Here is a 17017-nt window from a genome sequence, read left to right on the forward strand (position 1 = left end):
TCAGCAGTGGCCTGAAAAGTCCATTTTTCACTTTATAAAATGTTTATATTTTACTACCTACTTTATTTGAATAAGTTCTTCTGCCACACTTGAACGAATATCAAAAAAGATTGAATATTGGTATAGAATAGTGTATAATTATTAATATTTTTTAAGCATTTTGGCCATCAAAATTTCTCGATCCAAAATTAGACCTAACCTTCAAGAAAATCTGTAGGGTCGAGAACTGGCGCGCCTCCTTTAGGGTTTAGTGGCTATTCCGTCGTTTTCACTGTGGGCCTCAATCCAAATTCCCATGTTAACGTTTCCAGCTCCCGCCTCGTCAAACGCAGCATCCGCACTACGCTTTCCTAGCAAGTTCTTTACCAAAACATATTGTGTTGGTGATGCTTTCGGTCTGTGTATCCGTTCAGCCAATGGCGTCAACTTAAGGAAAAATATCGGTGATAGTGTATAAAATTTCTCTCTAAAATTTTTACCATTAAATTACCCAAAAGCTGCAATAAATAGCACTTTTGTTGCTGTTTTATTTCAACAAAGAAGTCTAAAATGTGTCCTTAAGTTGACGCCATTGGCTGAACGGATACCAAAACCTTCTATCTATTATTTCTTAAACCTCTATGCTGAACATATACAAAAAAATAACTAAAGTGCATGTAGCAGTAATAACTGGAGGTAAAACTAGAAGAATTGGCGTTTTTTTAATAAAGTAATTCTGAGAAGGTTTTAAGAAAAAAGCGTTGTAAATTATCGGTAAAAAGTACAGAGCGTTGAGTATAGTACTAACAATTAACACTAGAGTTACAAACACAGAAAGTATTACATTGCCAGAGTTGAAAACAGCTTGAAAAATGAGAAATTTACCCCAAAAAGTCGGAGCAGGCGGCACCCCTATCATAGATAATGCACCTATAGCAAATGCTGTCATGCTAATTGGCATACTGCGTCCTATACCGTAAATCTTATCTATATACTTCTCACCTGCTCTTGTTATTATTGCTCCGGCAACGAAAAACAAAGTGATTTTTGCAAATGCGTGGCAAACTAATTGGAAAATTGCAACCCTCATGCTGGGCTCACTAAAAATTGAAGCGAATAATATAATATACGACAACTGAGAGATGGTAGAGTAAGCAAGCAATTTCTTTAATTCTTTTTGCTTTAATGCAATCAATGATGCAGTAATAATAGTAAATCCAGCAGCGTACGGAAGCCACCCTCCAGCAAACCAATTTTGCTGCGCAAAACGTTGCATGTTATCGACGCCGAAGGTGTATAATATAACTTTTATGATGATGAAAACTCCGGATTTCACAACAGCAACAGCATGCAGTAGTGCACTCACAGGAGTTGGTGCAACCATTGCTTTTGGTAACCAAAAATGCATTGGCATTAATGCAGCCTTTCCTATTCCGTAAATCAGCATAGCAAAACATACCGCAATGAAAGTGATGAGTGAAGTATCAAATTTGAATATTCCACCACTTACAAAGTCTAAAGTATGAAATTCATTATATAAAAGGCCTATTGCAGGAAAAAATAATACCAAAGAAGAGAAAAATAGCACACCAAAGTAATAGCGTCCTGCAACAACTGATTCATTTGTTGAGTTATAAGTAATCAGAGGGTATGTACTAATAGTTAGAAGCTCATAAAAGACAAATGTAGTAAGCAAATCTCCAGAAAAAGCAATAAACATTGCACAGCTAATCGATATTGAAAAAAAGCATAGAAAACTTGAGTGATTGCTATCAGCATAGTTATTCTGCATATAACATATTGCATATATACTGGTTAGTATCCATAAAAACGATATCAATAAACTGAATATTACTCCGGTAGACTCTAGCTTTAAACTAATATGCAAACTATTACCAAAATCCATGAGAATAAATTGAGAATGATCACCATATACCCAATATAAAGTACATAGACACGTATACGCAAACAGAAGCATAGAAGAAGCAACAGTAACGCTACTGCTTACTTTTGGCCATTTACTAGTAAAAAAAATAACAAAAGCACTTAAAAGCGGAATCAACGCAGTAATTAACAAATAATTCTCAGTAATAAAAAATGGTAAGGAAAGAGATATTAAGATATAGTCCATTAAATTTTTTGTTTAGGTAAAGCTAGAATTATATTCAAATCATAGAAAAACCGCTATGTTTTTTTAGTTGTTGTGTATGCTATAAATAGCATAAAGTCAACTGCATAAATTGAAACAATATCTGCTAGCCACAAATTACAACAAATGCAGTAGCGTAATCTCCATCGTCACTTAAAGAAAGGTGAATCTTGTAGTCCTTTGAGATGAAATCCTTTCTGACAGCAATATATGGTTTTCCTCTTACATCGCTGTATATTTCTATACCTTTCATTGTAATGCCCTGACCACTGCCTAATGCTTTAATAAAAGCCTCCTTTGCCGCAAAGCGTTTAGCAAAATATTTTGCCCTTACTTCTTGGCTATTATACTTTCTACTTAGCTCTATTTCTTTTTCAGTGTAGATTCTATTGAGAAATTTTTCCCCGTATTTTTGTAATATCCTCGATACTCTTGGTATATATACTATGTCAGTGCCGATACCGCGTATCATTTTGTNGCTAAAGTGATTTATCGCTTCTTCAATCTTTATTTCCTCTATTTTCCCAGTTGCTCTATTTTTTATTTCAACTATATTTTCACTTACCGCTTTCTTTCCGACAATTATTTGCCACGGCAAGCCTATCAGATCCATTCTAGAAAATTTTACTCCTACACTTCCTTCCGTATCATCGTAAAGCACTTCATCGCTCTTTAAAGCTTTGTATATTTTATCTGCAGCCTCCGTTACTTTCGGTTGTAAATTGATTAAACCAATTCTGAAAGGAGCTACTGCCTCCGGCCAGACAATTCCTTTATCGTCATGAAAAGCTTCTATAATTGCACCAACAAGCCTTGAAACCCCAATGCCATACGAACCCATATGTATATTGACATTTTTTCCATCTTGTGAGGTGACTTTTGCATTCATTGTTTTTGAGTATTTATCGCCAAAATAAAAAATATGCCCTATTTCAATACCTTTACTAACATTTAACTGTTCTTGCGGTATAGGACAACTTTTAGGGTCATGCATATCGTCTGCAACTGCATATATGCTCTTCAGACTTTCAATATCTTCACTTTCCAGTAGTTCAGAAAATTTATTGTCATAATATAAAGTGCTCTCACCAGTGTTTGCCAATATATGAAACTCGTGGCTCAAATTTCCTCCAATTGGCCCCGTATCAGCTCGAACTCCAATTGGAGTAAGTCCCATGCGTTTGAAGATTTTTATGTAAGTTTTGTACATCAAATTATATGAATTCAGTGCGCCTTCGTAATCTACATCAAAACTGTATGCATCCTTCATCAAAAATTCCCTACCCCTCATAACGCCATAACGTGGTCTTACTTCATCACGAAACTTCCATTGAATTTGATATAAACAAAGTGGCAAATCTTTGTAACTTTTTACCACATCTCTAATTAAATCAGTTGCCACCTCCTCGTGCGTTGGACCGAAAAGCATATCTTCCTCATGCCTATCCCTTATGCGTAGCATTTCCTTACCGTAATCATCATAGCGTCCTGATTCTCGCCAAAGACTCGCTGGTTGCACACAAGGCATTAATGCTTCAATTGCACCAGATTTATCCATTTCATCTCTGATAATATCTTCAATATTTTTAAGTACTCGCAGACCAAGTGGTAACCATGTATAGATACCAGATGCTATCTGTTTTACTAAACCTGCACGCAAAGAATATTGATGGGAGATAATTTTAGCATGAGCAGGCTTTTCCTTTAGAGTTGGTAGGTAATATTGAGATAAACGCATTTGATAAATCTGATTGTACTAAGTAATCTTAGTACAATCAGACCTGTAGGTAAACTTATTTTAAGAAGAGAAGGCCGGGCTACCCCCCAAATTGTTAAACATCTCCGTGAGACCCTTAACAGAACGAGTAGATGAGTCTTTCACTTCAGTCACTGTTGTTGCAGGAGGAGCTTCAGATTTCGTTTTTGAATTAACAGGCTTAGGCGATTCTGGTGACTTTGCCTTTGGCACAGAATGTGACGGAGATGTGAGTTCAGAACCAGATCCATAATCACTATCGGGACTTTTGCTTCTTTTTTTACTGTCTAGTTGAGGGTTTTGAGGTGTTGAATGTTTGTCATTTGACTCATCCCATTCGTCATTAGATATATCACTGTCATTTTCATGCTCGTCTTCATCATCTGAGTGTGCCATGGCTGGTCTCCTCATAAGAATCAAACCAATACTCATTGAGTGACTATTTCCTCCATCCGGCTTTTGTCCCTCTTTAGCACCTGTTTTCTTAAGTTTTTCCCTACTTTCTAGAATATCCTTCAGATTAACAGATGGTTTATCTTCCGGGGATGTGGATTTTTTAGGATAGGAAGCGTTTTTTTGTGTAGTACCAACAGGAGATCCTTTACCAGTAGCACTATTCTTTAGTGGGTTCCAATTTTTCAAACCTTCAGTAGGCAAAGGAGGAGGTGGTGGTGGTGGTGCACTGACACCTTGGATNNTTAGCTGTGTTCCAAGCGTTACTGGAGGTGATTGAGTAGTTGGTATAGGAGGTGGCGAAGGTGGTGCACTGACACTTGGATTTGGTTGTGTACCCAATGTTACTGAAGGCGGTGTAGGAGTAGGTACACTTGATCGATTTTCCAGATTAGTACAACTTTCACACACAAATTTTTGTGGTTCTTGAGATGCAATATGGCCAGATTCCTCTCCATCAGGACCTACTTCTTTCTTATTATCATCTCTAGAAACGGCAAGTTTAATAAGATATGTCGCTAAAACCAGTGCAACAACCGTAGAAACAGCAAAAATTGCTAAAGGAACTGCTGCAATGGCACCAGAACCAGAAACTGCTACAATAACATAAGAAAGATATTGACCAGATATAAAACTAAATATAGATAATGATGAAATAGCAATTAAAGGTTTCCATATAGTCCCCTTAGTTTTCTGACTACCTTTTAGCAACGGAGAATTATTGGATGTCATCATTTTTTTACCTCACTTGTTAACGATAATTTAATAATAACTCAATTATCAAATTTTGTCAATAAATTAATTATGAAAAATAAAGTTACAATTTGAATAATATACGATCAGTAATAATAGACTTCTTGCATTAAGTAAAAGGTGTAGCTATACCGCCGTGGTATCTCTAGATCCCGCTAACACGTAGCGGGGACGGTTAGCCTGTCATCCGAGTAGCCCTTAATGTCATCCGAGTAGCCCCTCTTCTGTCATCCCAGTGTCACGCACTGGGATGACAGAAGAGGGGCTACTCGGATGACACCGTCTTGGATGGAAACCAGTATTAGCTACTTGGATGACATCATAAGGGGCTACACCAGTAGTTAATCTCATGTTGAAAAATCATTTTATGATCTAAATCAGTTTTTTTACAGGTAACTTCTAAGCTTATCAATTTTTCCAAAATCTTCTTAAGTTCTGAAAGTTGCAAACTTCTCAAGTGAGATTTAAAACTTTGCAATTGTTTAAAAAACAATGGAGGGCTTAGCTGATCAATTGCAACCTGCTCACTCATTCCACCTTGCACTGACAGCAAAACGTTTTTAAGACGCAAAAAGTAATTTGATATAATACGAATCAGCGCTATCGGTGAAAAATTTTCTTGCGATATCAATGCATCAGAAATTCTAATGAAGCGCGACATATCTTTACTTGCTATGGCAGAGCATAGATCATCAAGTGTAGCATAGTCGTTGCCGGAAGTTGAAAAGCATAATTCTATATCAGTAAGTTTTAGGTCTTTTCTCTCCCCTAAGTACAAAACTAACTTTTCAAGTTCTGAACATATAGGCAGCTTGCTATGATTAAAGTAAGATTGCAAATGGTAGATTATCTCATTTGTGCATTTTATATCATTTTGTTTCAAGTAACTTGATATAATGTCATAAAGATTGCTGTTGCTGTCCTTATAGCAAGCAATTACACCAAAAATTTTTGAACTCTCCATATAACTTTTAGTCGCAGAATTATATGGAAGATCACTTGCTACCATCATTACATAGTGACCACTTGCGTTATAATCCAATACATTTTTTAACTCTTTGGATATACCTCCACTCACATTTATCAGCTTAATTAATTTTTTGCTGGTAAACATCGAAATGTTTGCCAATTCAGAAAACAGTAAACCGGGTGACTTATTTACTATTGCAAAATCCATCACCTGAACTGAATACTCATCCAAACTGGCAATTATTTCTTGTACATAAAAATCAACCCTACTGTTATCACTTCCATGAATTAACACACCACGTAAAGCATCAGGTTTCTCTAGGAATCTTTTAACTTTGGATGGTGTAACCCTCATGCCACCTATATGATATCATTCTCATTTGATTGTACATGAGTATCCAAAGACTCTGAGTTTTCTTGCACAATATTGTGTACATCATTTGCTGTACTTTGCAGATCATCTGCCGTACTCTGCACATTATCCGACTCTTCTGTTTTTCCTGTAATATAATTATAAAATTTTTTCACAGGTTGAGATATATATTTGGAAAAAAATCCTTCTTCGCTCATATTGCTTACTCCATAAAATTAACAGCTTATCATTAGCATATAAATAATAGTATAGCAAAGACTATTTTGTGCTAAGATAGTGATGTTTTATAATGAGTATATTACAAAACTATTAACATTCGAGACTAAAATTAAGCCAACCTACTTAATACTAGCCTTATAAAATAAGCGATAATTAAATATACAGCTGAAATAAGTATAATTGCAGGTCCAGTTAACAAATCAAAACTTGCAGATAACATGAGACCCGATATCCCAGAGATCACAGAAAAAACTGTTGCAACAATAATCATCTGCATTGGAGTTTTTGAGATGAGCCTTGCAGATGCTGCTGGTATTAGCAAAAATGCAGCAATAAGTAATATTCCTATTAATTGGGCAGCAATTGCTATAAATATAGCAAGAGTGATTAAAAATTCTAGTCTAACAAAATTAACATTAATCTTCTCAACTACTGCTAAATCTTGATTAATTGAAATCATTAACCAATAACGCCATCTAAATATTAATATCAAAGTAACTACTGCAGAGGTTAAAAAAATCAATACTATATCACTCTGATCGAGCGTTAATATATCACCAAACAGTGAGCTAATAATACTATTATTGCCCGATGGAAGAAAAGACATAAGTATTAAACTCGATGATAAAACTACATTGGTAACAATGTTCAATATCGTATCAGCAGAATATAATCTGTTAAAATTAAGAGAAAGTAGTATAGCAAATGTAATTGCAATGAGCATTATGCTAAGCGATGGGCTAATCTTAAAGATTAAAGCAAGTGCAATACCAAGCAATGAAGAATGGGACAAACTATCACCAAGATAAGATAACCTTTGCCATATCATAAACGATCCTAAAGCGCCTGTTACTAGGCTAATCATAACTACTGCAATTAGACTGTTGATGAAAAAGTCCTGGGTAAACATTTCAAGCATGCTATATGGCTATTAGATAACTGACAACAAATCTATCTTCGGATATTAAAACGTTATGGGTTCTGCATGCTGCACTGGTTGTCATAAATTCAAAATTTAAACCTTTTTGTTCCATAAGATAGGACTTCACTGAAGAACTTAGTATATTGCGTGTTTTACCAGTACCTATTAACAAAATTTCTATTTCCTCTGTTAAAAAAGATTTAAAATTATTTATATCACTTTCTTTCAATTTAATCACCTTTTCAGGAAAAATTATAATTGAGCCGCAATATTCTCTATTATTCACTAAAAATTTTCCTTCCCTATAACCATTTATAAGATTTTTATCCTTGAGAATTAAAGGAGTTATATCCATAAGTCAAACTATTAATTGAGTGTTGCATACCCACCATTCTGGTTGCTTTTTTCCGATATTAACTGCAGCAGCTTTTGCATTTTCCTCATTATCGAATATTCCAAAGCATGATACACCACTGCCCGACATGCGAGAAAGTATAGAGCCTTCTTGTGACTCAAGTATTGATATCACATCCTTAATTTCAGGAACAAGGCTTATTGCTATTTCTTGAAGATCGTTTCTCATCTCTTTAAGAAGCTTCAACAAATCCTTTTCAGCGTCATCGCTCCATTTAATTGGCTCAGAAAATTTTCCTTCATGTTTGGAAAATACCTCTGGTGTACTCAAAAACTTTTTTTTCGGTTTCACAAGCACCACATTCGTGGGTAAAGAGAACTTTTTAATGTGGCACAATTCTTCACCAATACCTCTAACAAAAACAGGCTTACTATCTACGCTTGCTGGAACATCAGCGCCAACGCTTAGGGCTATTTCATTTAAAATCGTCCTATCAACCTCCCACAGCTTCCCTAGCGTGCGTATCACAGCTCCAGCATCTGAGGACCCGCTACCCAGTCCTGCAGCAATTGGTATATTTTTTACAACCTTTACAGTGACTTTAGTGCGTATAGGAGCATGTCTAAGCAGCAGATTAACCGCTTTCATTACAGTGTTATACTGGTTATTTATTTTAGACTCGGAGTTTATAAATTCAACTGTAGAGTTATCGTACCTAGAATCCTTCTCACCTACTTTTATTTCCAAAAAATTAGAGAGATTAGCAAAGACAAATAAACCTTCAATCAAGTGATACCCTGTTTCTTTTTTGTCTACAACATGCAAAAAAAGATTGATTTTTGCAGGCGCCTTTACACAAAAACTTTTCATTATATATCTTCACTAAGATTATTTTTACATTATATGTATAATGCTATTCTAGTCAACTTTTATAAGGTTTTCGCACTTCTGATGAGATCAAATGCCATAAATCCTAATTTCTCTGTATGGGTAAATGCGTCCGCTGGTACAGGCAAAACAAAAATCTTAATAGACAGAGTATTGAGACTTTTATTAGAAAACAAAAGAAATATTCTTTGCTTAACGTTTACCAATGCTGCAGCAAATGAGATGGAGAACCGCATTCACAGTACACTTAGTAGGTGGGCAATATGTTCAGGCAGTGAATTAATAATGGATCTGGAACAACTAGATTTCTTTCCGATGTACCCCTACTTGTCATCCCAGTGCGTGACACTGGGATCCAGAAAAAATGAAGCACTTGATCGTTATTTAGCAAGAGCAAGAAGGCTTTTCTCTGAACTGGAAAATCTTGGTTTAACTATACAAACCATACACGCTTTCTGTTACAAATTAATTTCCAGCTTTCCTATAGAAGCTGGCATCGCCCCAAATTGCACGCTGAGCGAATGCAAAGAATTACATCCCATCATATTCAATAAAGTGCTTCATAACGAAACTGTGCAGGATGATATAAACTCTATTGCAACTGAAATTGATGAAAATAAACTACGCGATTTGCTTTATACTTTATGTATAAAAAGAGCACTTTCTGTCATCCAAGTAGCTGACACTGGGATCTATGAAGAAAATACGTGCGTGATATCTAATAGCTTGGAATATATCAAAGATAAACTCAATGCTCCAGATGGAATTCATGACTTACAGAGTGAAACAACTGAGTACATAAAAAGATTAGCAGAGATATTAAGTGAAGGCAGTAAAAGAGATCAGAGTTATAGTGCAATGCTTTATTCTGCTGTCATTCCAGCGCGTGACGCTGGAATCCAGAAAAAAAGAACCAGTGTCAGCTACTCGGATGACACCGGAATGGAGCGGAAAGATACCAGAATAGAGAACCTAGCCAAGGTATTTCTCAAATCAGAATCGCACGAAAAAAAGAGCATATCATCCATTGCAACAAAAAGTATTTTGGAGAAATTCAAAGATGCAGAGCAAATAATAGAGAGCGTTCAGAATGTAGTGTTTACTCATATAAAAGACATAAACTCTTATCAAATATTCAAGAGAACCAGTAGTTTATTCAGTATATTTAAAGTATATGTTGATCTATATAGTAGCGAAAAATCAAAAAATGCACTGCTTGACTACAATGATATAATTGATTTAGCAACAAATCTTCTCAGCGACCCAGATCATAAAGATTGGATATTGTTTAACTTAGATCAAAAAATAGATCACATTCTTGTTGATGAGGCGCAAGACAATAGCATCAGCCAGTGGAAAATTATAACAAATCTCTGCGATGAATTTTTTGCCGGTAATGATGAAAAGCGAACCTTATTTGTAGTTGGTGACGTGAAACAATCCATATACAGATTTCAAGGAGCAAATCCCCATCTATTTAACTATATGCAACAATACTTTCATACGAAAACTGGTGGTAGAGATTGGATATCATGCCAACTTGAAAAGTCATTCCGCTCAACTCCAGAAGTTTTGATGCTTGTAGATAGAATATTTAATAACTTCCGCGCAGAAATATCTTTTGTTGATAATGAAATAAAACATGTTCTACATAGAGAAAATGACCAAGGGTATATTGAAATTTGGCCAGCGTTACCAAAGTGTAAAGAGAAAGAACAGCAAGCTTTACAAATTCCTCTGACATGCAGGGAAAATTATATAATAACAGACCGATTACTTGCTCAAACAATAGCCAACAGAATTCACAATTGGTTAAACGAAGGGCGGATTTTAGTCGCTAAAGATCGCCATATAGAACCAAGAGACATTATGATTTTGGTACGGCAACGAAACGTCTTAGTTGATTACATAATAAGCGAACTTAAAAAAGCAAACGTGCCAGTTGTAGGACGGGACTATTTTAGGATTATGGACTATATAGCTGTGCAGGACTTAATAGCTTTGGCTGAGTTTTTACTCCTTCCGGCAAATGATTTAGCTCTTGCAAATGCTTTAAAATCACCGCTATTTAATTTCACTGAGGATGATTTATTTAACATTGCATATGACCGTAAAGAGCATTCACTATGGGAAAGACTTCAAGATTATCATGGGGTTATCTATAGTGAATTAAACTATCTCATTAACTTATCTCGCACAGAATCCCCTCTTGCATTATTCACGCATATATTGCGCACAGGTAAGAAGAAATTTGCTGCAAGGCTAGGTCTTGAGTGCTTCGAGGTTCTAGACGAATTTATGAACCTTGTGTTGCAATTTGAAAACCCATCTCTTCAAGCATTTGTTCAGTGGATCAAGGAGAATAACCCGGAGATTAAGAATGATATGCAATCAGAACGCAATGCTGTGCGAATAATGACAATTCATAAATCAAAAGGTCTGCAAGCTCCCATAGTATTTTTGGTTGATACAAACACAGTGCCAAGAAACAGTGAAAGCATTATCTTTGATGGAACAGAAGTGCCATTTTGGTGTGGAAAAAACAACAACGCTTATTGTGATCAAGTAAAAAGAGAGAAAAAACTAGAGGATTATAATGAATATTTGCGTTTATTATACGTAGCACTCACACGTGCTGAAGATGAGTTATACATCTTAAGTAAAGAGCCAGTGCAAAAGGGCTCTTGGTATGATCTAATCACTCAGTATGGAGAACCATATGAAAAGAAACAAGCATACTTACAGCCAATATTTAAAGAAAAAGTTGAAGTGCTATGTGTGAACGCAAACTACCCTTACATTTATAAAAAACGTGATTATTTTGACGTTCCAGTGATTTCGCTTCCGCCAAACCTATCAATGTCATTCCAGTGCTTGACACTGGAAAAAGAAGAAAAGCCAGCATCAGCTACTCACTCTTCGATGTCATTTCAGCACGTGACGCTGGAACCTGGAGAAAAAAAGCCAGTGTCTGGCTACTTGGATGACAATAAAAGGGGCACTGGGATGACAGATGGTTATGCAAGAGGCCTGATCATTCACAGCATATTGCAGTATATGCCCAAGATAGAAAAAGAAAGGAGAAAAAATTGGGTCAGAAAATATCTTGACAATATAAACACCAGTGAAGATAAGGATGAAATTTATAGTAAAATATTAGCTTTTAATGAAAAATATGGCTATTTGTTTGATTTGGAAGGTAAGTCAGAAATTACACTGAGTGGAATAATTGATGGCAAGTCAGTATTAGTACGACTAGATAGGCTATGCATAACGCAAGACAAAGCAATCATAATTGACTACAAATCACACCGTAACGTTTCTGTTTCCTCATTAAATGAAATAAAAAAGCAAATGTTGACCTATAAAACCTTAGTACAAGAAATATCTCCAAACAAGCAGGTAGAGTTCATGGTCATTTGGGTGGAAGATTTAACTCTGCAATCTGACTTTTGATGAAACTTGATTGCAAGAGTGCGGTAAAAGAATCTATAGCTAAAGTAATTCTGGTTTAGCAACAATTTAAAAAACGACAAATTTGTCATCCCAGTGCCTCTATAATGTCATCCCAGTGCTTGACACCCATTTGTTCCTATAGTTGTCTTTTCTCGTCTACCTTATTTTGCCACTCTGCTGAACAGATACAGATAAAGAAACTTACATTTCAATTATTTTACAATTTCTGTATAATCTTAAAAACTCAATTAGTATATTATGAAGATAATAATAGGTAGTGCTAGTGAAGGATTAGGGGAATCAGTAGTTAACCAGCTAGATGTTCAACCATCCTCTGCTTGGATATCAAAGTTTGCTGATGGTGAGGTCAATGTAGAAGTAGCAAATGATCTATATAATCAAGAAGTATACATAGTACAATCTCTTTCTCCCCCTGTGAATGATAACCTTATGGAGCTTCTGCTTATAATTGATGCAGTAAATAGGTCAGGAGCAAAAAGAATAACGGCAATTATTCCTTATTATGGATATAGCAGGCAAGATAGAATTATCAAAAACAATAATATGCAATCTGCTTTAAGTGCCAAATTAGTTGCAAATCTTATTCAAACTGCAGGTGCAAGTAGTGTCGCAGTTATTGATTTGCACTCAAATCAAATTGAAGGATTCTTTGATGTACCGATAACTAATTTGAACTGTTTTGAAGCATTTGTTGACTGTATACACACGGAAAATTTGGCAATTGTTGCACCTGATGTTGGAGCAATCGGCAGAGCACGTGCTTTTGCGAGGGCTTTAGAGGAAAAGTACAAGATGGAGCTGAGTGATAAGATTATTGTAGTAGATAAATATAGGGAGAAAGCAGGCACATCTCAAGTAATGAACATAATAGGAGAAGTTGCGAATAAAAATTGTGTCATTGTTGATGATATAGTTGATTCTGGTGGAACATTGTGTAATGCAGCCCTTGCTTTAAAAAATTGCGGAGCAAAGTCCGTAATTTCATGCATCACACATGGCGTGCTTTCAGGAAGTGCAGTTGAAAAAATTTCTTCCTCTTCTTTAGATAAATTAGTGATTACGGATACCATACTTCACAAACTTGAAAAAACTGGTAAAATAGAAGTTGTTTCGGTTGTAAATATTTTAACTCACTTCATCCAAGGAGGTAGAAATGCCAGCTAAGTCAACAGAAGACGTTATTACTTCACTAATAGAATTTGCAAATAAGAGAAAAATAACAATTACCAAGGAAGAAATGCTTAAAATTGCACAGCTTGTAAGGATTAAGTTATCAAATGACGAGATTGATCACTACTCCAAAGAACTGACAATGCTGGATTGGATACATGATACTTTATTGCAAGTTAATACTGAAGGTGTTTCTCCTATGCGTTATGGCAGTATAGACAAGGACATTCATGTACGCGATGATGTTATAAATTCTCAAAACATTAAAGAAGAGATATTGTCCAATACAAAACCTGAGCATGGGTATTTCGTAGTGCCAAAGGTTATAAACGATTAAGGTAAAACAAGGCTTATATCAAACCTATAATAGATCGTATCTGTTCAGCAGAGTGGCAAAATAAGGTAGACGAGAAAAGACAACTATAGGAACAAATGGGTGTCATTCCAGTGCTTGACACTGGCTTTTGCACAGTTCCATCAAAAACGTTGTAGAGCGCTTTCGTGTTTACCAACTTAGTGCCCAATCTGGATCCCAGACTGGGATGACAAGAAAGGGAGCACTGGAATTTTTGTTTCAGCATTAGCCATGCATCTGAACAGATACAATAAATCTACTTTCAAAAATAAGACCAATCCGGTAAAGAAGCATTTGTGGGAGTGGAAACCATTTTTTGATTTTTCTTTACTAAGTCTACTAAATATAGTTTAGAGTTGCTTGGTGATTCTGTTCTTGTAAAAATGATTTCTCTACCATTTGGTAGCCATGCCGGGGATTCAATTTTATGCCCCTCTGAAAGCAGACGTTCTTCTTTGCCATCTGGCTTCATAACTCCTATGTAAAATTTTTCCGACTGAATCTTTGTAAAAGCTATCAGATCTCCTTTTGGCGACCAAACAGGCGTAGCATATCTTCCACTTCCAAAACTAATTCTCTTAGGTTTTTTGCTTTTTGTAGTGAAATCGATGATATATAGTTGCTGACTTCCACTTATGTCAGAACTAAAAACCATGTACTTTTGATCTGGAGAAAAAGAGGGAGAAGTGCTTATAGCTGAACCTTTAGTAATTTTTTTTGTCCGTTTACTGTTTAAATCTAAAGATAATATATTCGTTTCACCACCCAATGAGTGGGAAATTAAAAGAGATTTACCATCAGGAGAAAATCTAGGAGCAGAAATAACTCCTTCAAATGTGCTGATTATTGATTCAGTGTTATCTTTTAAATTTTTTAATATTATATAACTTTTACCATTTGCGTATGAGATATAAACAATATTCTCCCCATTCGGCGCAAATCTCGGTGTTGACACAAATCTATCGCCATTTGTTAAGTATTTTATATTACTCCCATCTTGATTCATCACAGCAATTTTACGTACGGATTTATAATTGCTATCTTTTTCTTCAGCAATATACGTGATTTTTGTGTTGAAGTGCCCTTTCTCACCAATCAATCTATCATGTATCACATCCGAAACGAGGTGACCAATTTTTCTCCAGTCTTTTGCTGGAAAAACAACTGACTGAGTAAGTAATTCTCTTTTTGTAAAAGTGTCAAATAAACGAAATGATAGCTCTAATGCACTACCAGATATTTCACTTAAACTTACTGTGACTACAGTATCGCTTTTCCAAGATTTAGATTCAGTTTCTACGCCACGTTTTACATTAAATAAGCCACAATTAGATAAATTTGTTCCAATTACCTTTGCAATATTTTCGCTTAATTCGCTTTCCAGCGCTGTTTTACATGTACATTTAGATACAACAAGACTGATGTTACCAACACTGCTTTTTTTTATATCAACATATAAAGCAGCTTTTGTAAAATAAGGAATAAATAACGAAATAAATAACACCAGCTGAACGAATAACTTCATTCATTTCATACCTGTTCTATCTGGACTTCAATTATAGGCCTTTTTAGTAAATATTCCTTTAAGATACTAAATATTGAACTCTCAATCTTATTTCTTATTTTTTTTGTTGGCTGTAAACTAAACGCTGACTCAACCTTCTCTATGATCCTTTGCACAATGACTGCATCTTCTTGCGCTTCGAAAACACCTGGTGCAAATACTTTTGGCTTAGCAAGCAATTTATTTTTCTTGTTTACAACTGCTGTCACTACAATAGCTCCAGCATCTCTCATTTTCTTACGCATTTTTATAACACTGCACTCCGGATGACGTAGCAACATACCATCAATACCAAAGTAGTCAACATCGATTGAATTAACTTTTTCTCCATTCTCCAAATTAACGATATCACCTGGTGCAATCATTATTGCTTTTGCCACACCGCACTCTTTAGCAAATCTTACATGTGCATGCGTGTGAATATATTCGCCGTGAACTGGAATAGACATCTTCGGTTTTATTAAAGAATACATTTCCTTTAACTCTTCTCTTGTTGGATGCCCAGAAGCATGAACATGCTCTGTTTTTTCAGTAACAACTTCTACCCCCATCTCAATAAAGGCATTGAGCATGTTGTGCGCACGAGTTTCATTTCCAGGAATGATTTTTGACGAAAAGATCATGGTATCACCTTGCTGCATTTTAAATGCTTGATGACTCTTAGCAGCAAATCTTGCGGTAGCTGCCAGTGGCTCACCTTGACAACCTGTGCAAAGTAGCACCAGTTTTTCCCTTGGAAAATTTACTGCTTCCTTTGCTTCAAGAAACTGAGGAGAATCAGTTAAATAACCACTATCTTGAGCAACTTTCACTATTCTCCATAAAGATCTACCAAGTAAAACCACTTTTCTATTTAGTGCTTTCGCAGCTTGGCTTATCGTTTCAATTCGTGCCACATTTGAAGCAAATAGCGATACAGCAACTAATTTTTTAGACCGCTTTATTATGTTATAAATGTTATTATAAATTTCACCTTCTGACTCAGGGTGGTGCTTGCTTAATATATTGGTTGAATCGCAAATTGCTGCAAGCAGATTACCTTTATCGCCAATTTCTTTTAAACGCTCCATATTGGAAGTTAATCCAACAACAGGTTTTGGATCAAATTTCCAGTCTCCAGTATGAAGTGCACTACCCATTTCAGTGCTAATTAATATTGAATTTGCCTCAGGAATTGAATGAGTTACATTTATAAACTCAACGGTAAAAGGACCCAAATTTATGCTGCCATTTATGTCTACCTCTTTCACAGGTACCACACCTTCCAATCGAAACTCCTTTAGTTTCTCCTTGAGAAAATTAACCGTAAACTTTGTTGTATATATGGGGCACTGCAATTCTTCCCACAAGTGGGGCACTGCACCGCAGTGGTCTTCATGTGCATGTGTAATTATTATTCCAAGCAAATCTTTTTTTCTTTGAGCAATAAAATCCACATCAGCAATGAGCAGCTCAATACCTGGCATAGTTTCATCTGCAAAACCGATACCAAGGTCGATCATAATCCACTTGCCTTGGTAATGATATAGGCTAACGTTCATCCCGATTCTTCCTACTCCCCCAAGCGGAAGAAATAAAAACTCATTTTTGTTTATGTTCATTAATTTTAAATTATTAAAACTCGAGAATAGCAAA

General features: G+C 35.7%; 12 protein-coding genes and 1 pseudogene. 3 read left to right on the forward strand and 10 right to left on the reverse strand.

The annotated features are described in order from the left end of the window. Window positions 1-610: 610 nt before the first annotated feature. From NOX90_RS03405 to NOX90_RS03440, 8 genes and pseudogenes are all read right to left on the reverse strand, one after another. Window positions 611-2110 carry a proton-conducting transporter membrane subunit gene (locus NOX90_RS03405; protein WP_375604512.1) on the reverse strand — a complete coding sequence of 500 codons (1500 nt, stop codon included), beginning with the start codon at window positions 2108-2110 and terminating at the stop codon, window positions 611-613. 124 nt (window positions 2111-2234) lie between these two features. Beyond that, window positions 2235-2600, reverse strand: a complete 366-nt coding sequence (locus tag NOX90_RS03410) for a holo-[acyl-carrier-protein] synthase (RefSeq protein WP_375604593.1) — start codon at window positions 2598-2600, stop codon at window positions 2235-2237. Further along, window positions 2601-3866: pseudogene (gene proS / locus NOX90_RS03415) on the reverse strand (proline--tRNA ligase); the annotation flags it as partial. 1543 nt (window positions 3867-5409) lie between these two features. Then, on the reverse strand, window positions 5410-6414 hold the full coding sequence (holA, locus tag NOX90_RS03420) for a DNA polymerase III subunit delta (RefSeq protein ID WP_375604513.1): 1005 nt from the start codon (window positions 6412-6414) through the stop codon (window positions 5410-5412). Window positions 6415-6419: 5 nt separating this feature from the next. Beyond that, complete coding sequence (locus tag NOX90_RS03425) at window positions 6420-6629, reverse strand: hypothetical protein (RefSeq protein ID WP_250296900.1); 210 nt, start codon at window positions 6627-6629, stop codon at window positions 6420-6422. Between the two features lie 131 nt (window positions 6630-6760). After that, window positions 6761-7570 (reverse strand): metal ABC transporter permease, encoded by an 810-nt coding sequence (locus NOX90_RS03430; protein WP_375604514.1) that lies wholly within the window; start codon window positions 7568-7570, stop codon window positions 6761-6763. A 1-nt stretch (window position 7571) separates the two neighbouring features. Then, the gene (locus tag NOX90_RS03435; protein WP_375604515.1) at window positions 7572-7928 is read right to left on the reverse strand and encodes an Mth938-like domain-containing protein; all 357 of its coding nucleotides are present in this window, start codon (window positions 7926-7928) and stop codon (window positions 7572-7574) included. 3 nt (window positions 7929-7931) lie between these two features. Further along, window positions 7932-8798 (reverse strand): 4-(cytidine 5'-diphospho)-2-C-methyl-D-erythritol kinase, encoded by an 867-nt coding sequence (locus NOX90_RS03440; protein ID WP_375604516.1) that lies wholly within the window; start codon window positions 8796-8798, stop codon window positions 7932-7934. A gap of 81 nt (window positions 8799-8879) precedes the next feature. Between NOX90_RS03440 and NOX90_RS03445 the strand changes: the two genes are divergently transcribed. From NOX90_RS03445 to gatC, 3 genes are all read left to right on the forward strand, one after another. Further along, window positions 8880-12272: a UvrD-helicase domain-containing protein gene (locus tag NOX90_RS03445; protein WP_375604517.1), complete on the forward strand. Its 3393-nt coding sequence runs from the start codon at window positions 8880-8882 to the stop codon at window positions 12270-12272. A gap of 258 nt (window positions 12273-12530) precedes the next feature. Then, window positions 12531-13457, forward strand: a complete 927-nt coding sequence (locus NOX90_RS03450) for a ribose-phosphate diphosphokinase (RefSeq protein WP_375604518.1) — start codon at window positions 12531-12533, stop codon at window positions 13455-13457. Then, window positions 13447-13800, forward strand: a complete 354-nt coding sequence (gatC, locus tag NOX90_RS03455) for an Asp-tRNA(Asn)/Glu-tRNA(Gln) amidotransferase subunit GatC (protein ID WP_065094978.1) — start codon at window positions 13447-13449, stop codon at window positions 13798-13800. The genes NOX90_RS03450 and gatC overlap by 11 nt, the downstream gene beginning before the upstream one ends. Window positions 13801-14080: 280 nt before the next feature. Here the strand turns inward: gatC and NOX90_RS03460 are convergent, their stop codons facing one another. Together NOX90_RS03460 and NOX90_RS03465 are read right to left on the reverse strand one after the other, a co-directional pair. After that, the gene (locus NOX90_RS03460; protein WP_375604519.1) at window positions 14081-15343 is read right to left on the reverse strand and encodes a protein TolB; all 1263 of its coding nucleotides are present in this window, start codon (window positions 15341-15343) and stop codon (window positions 14081-14083) included. A 5-nt stretch (window positions 15344-15348) separates the two neighbouring features. Beyond that, window positions 15349-16983 (reverse strand): ribonuclease J, encoded by a 1635-nt coding sequence (locus NOX90_RS03465; RefSeq protein WP_375604594.1) that lies wholly within the window; start codon window positions 16981-16983, stop codon window positions 15349-15351. Window positions 16984-17017 lie beyond the last annotated feature (34 nt).

The organism is Wolbachia endosymbiont of Anurida maritima (genome assembly GCF_042182995.1).
Classification (GTDB): Bacteria; Pseudomonadota; Alphaproteobacteria; order Rickettsiales; family Anaplasmataceae; genus Wolbachia.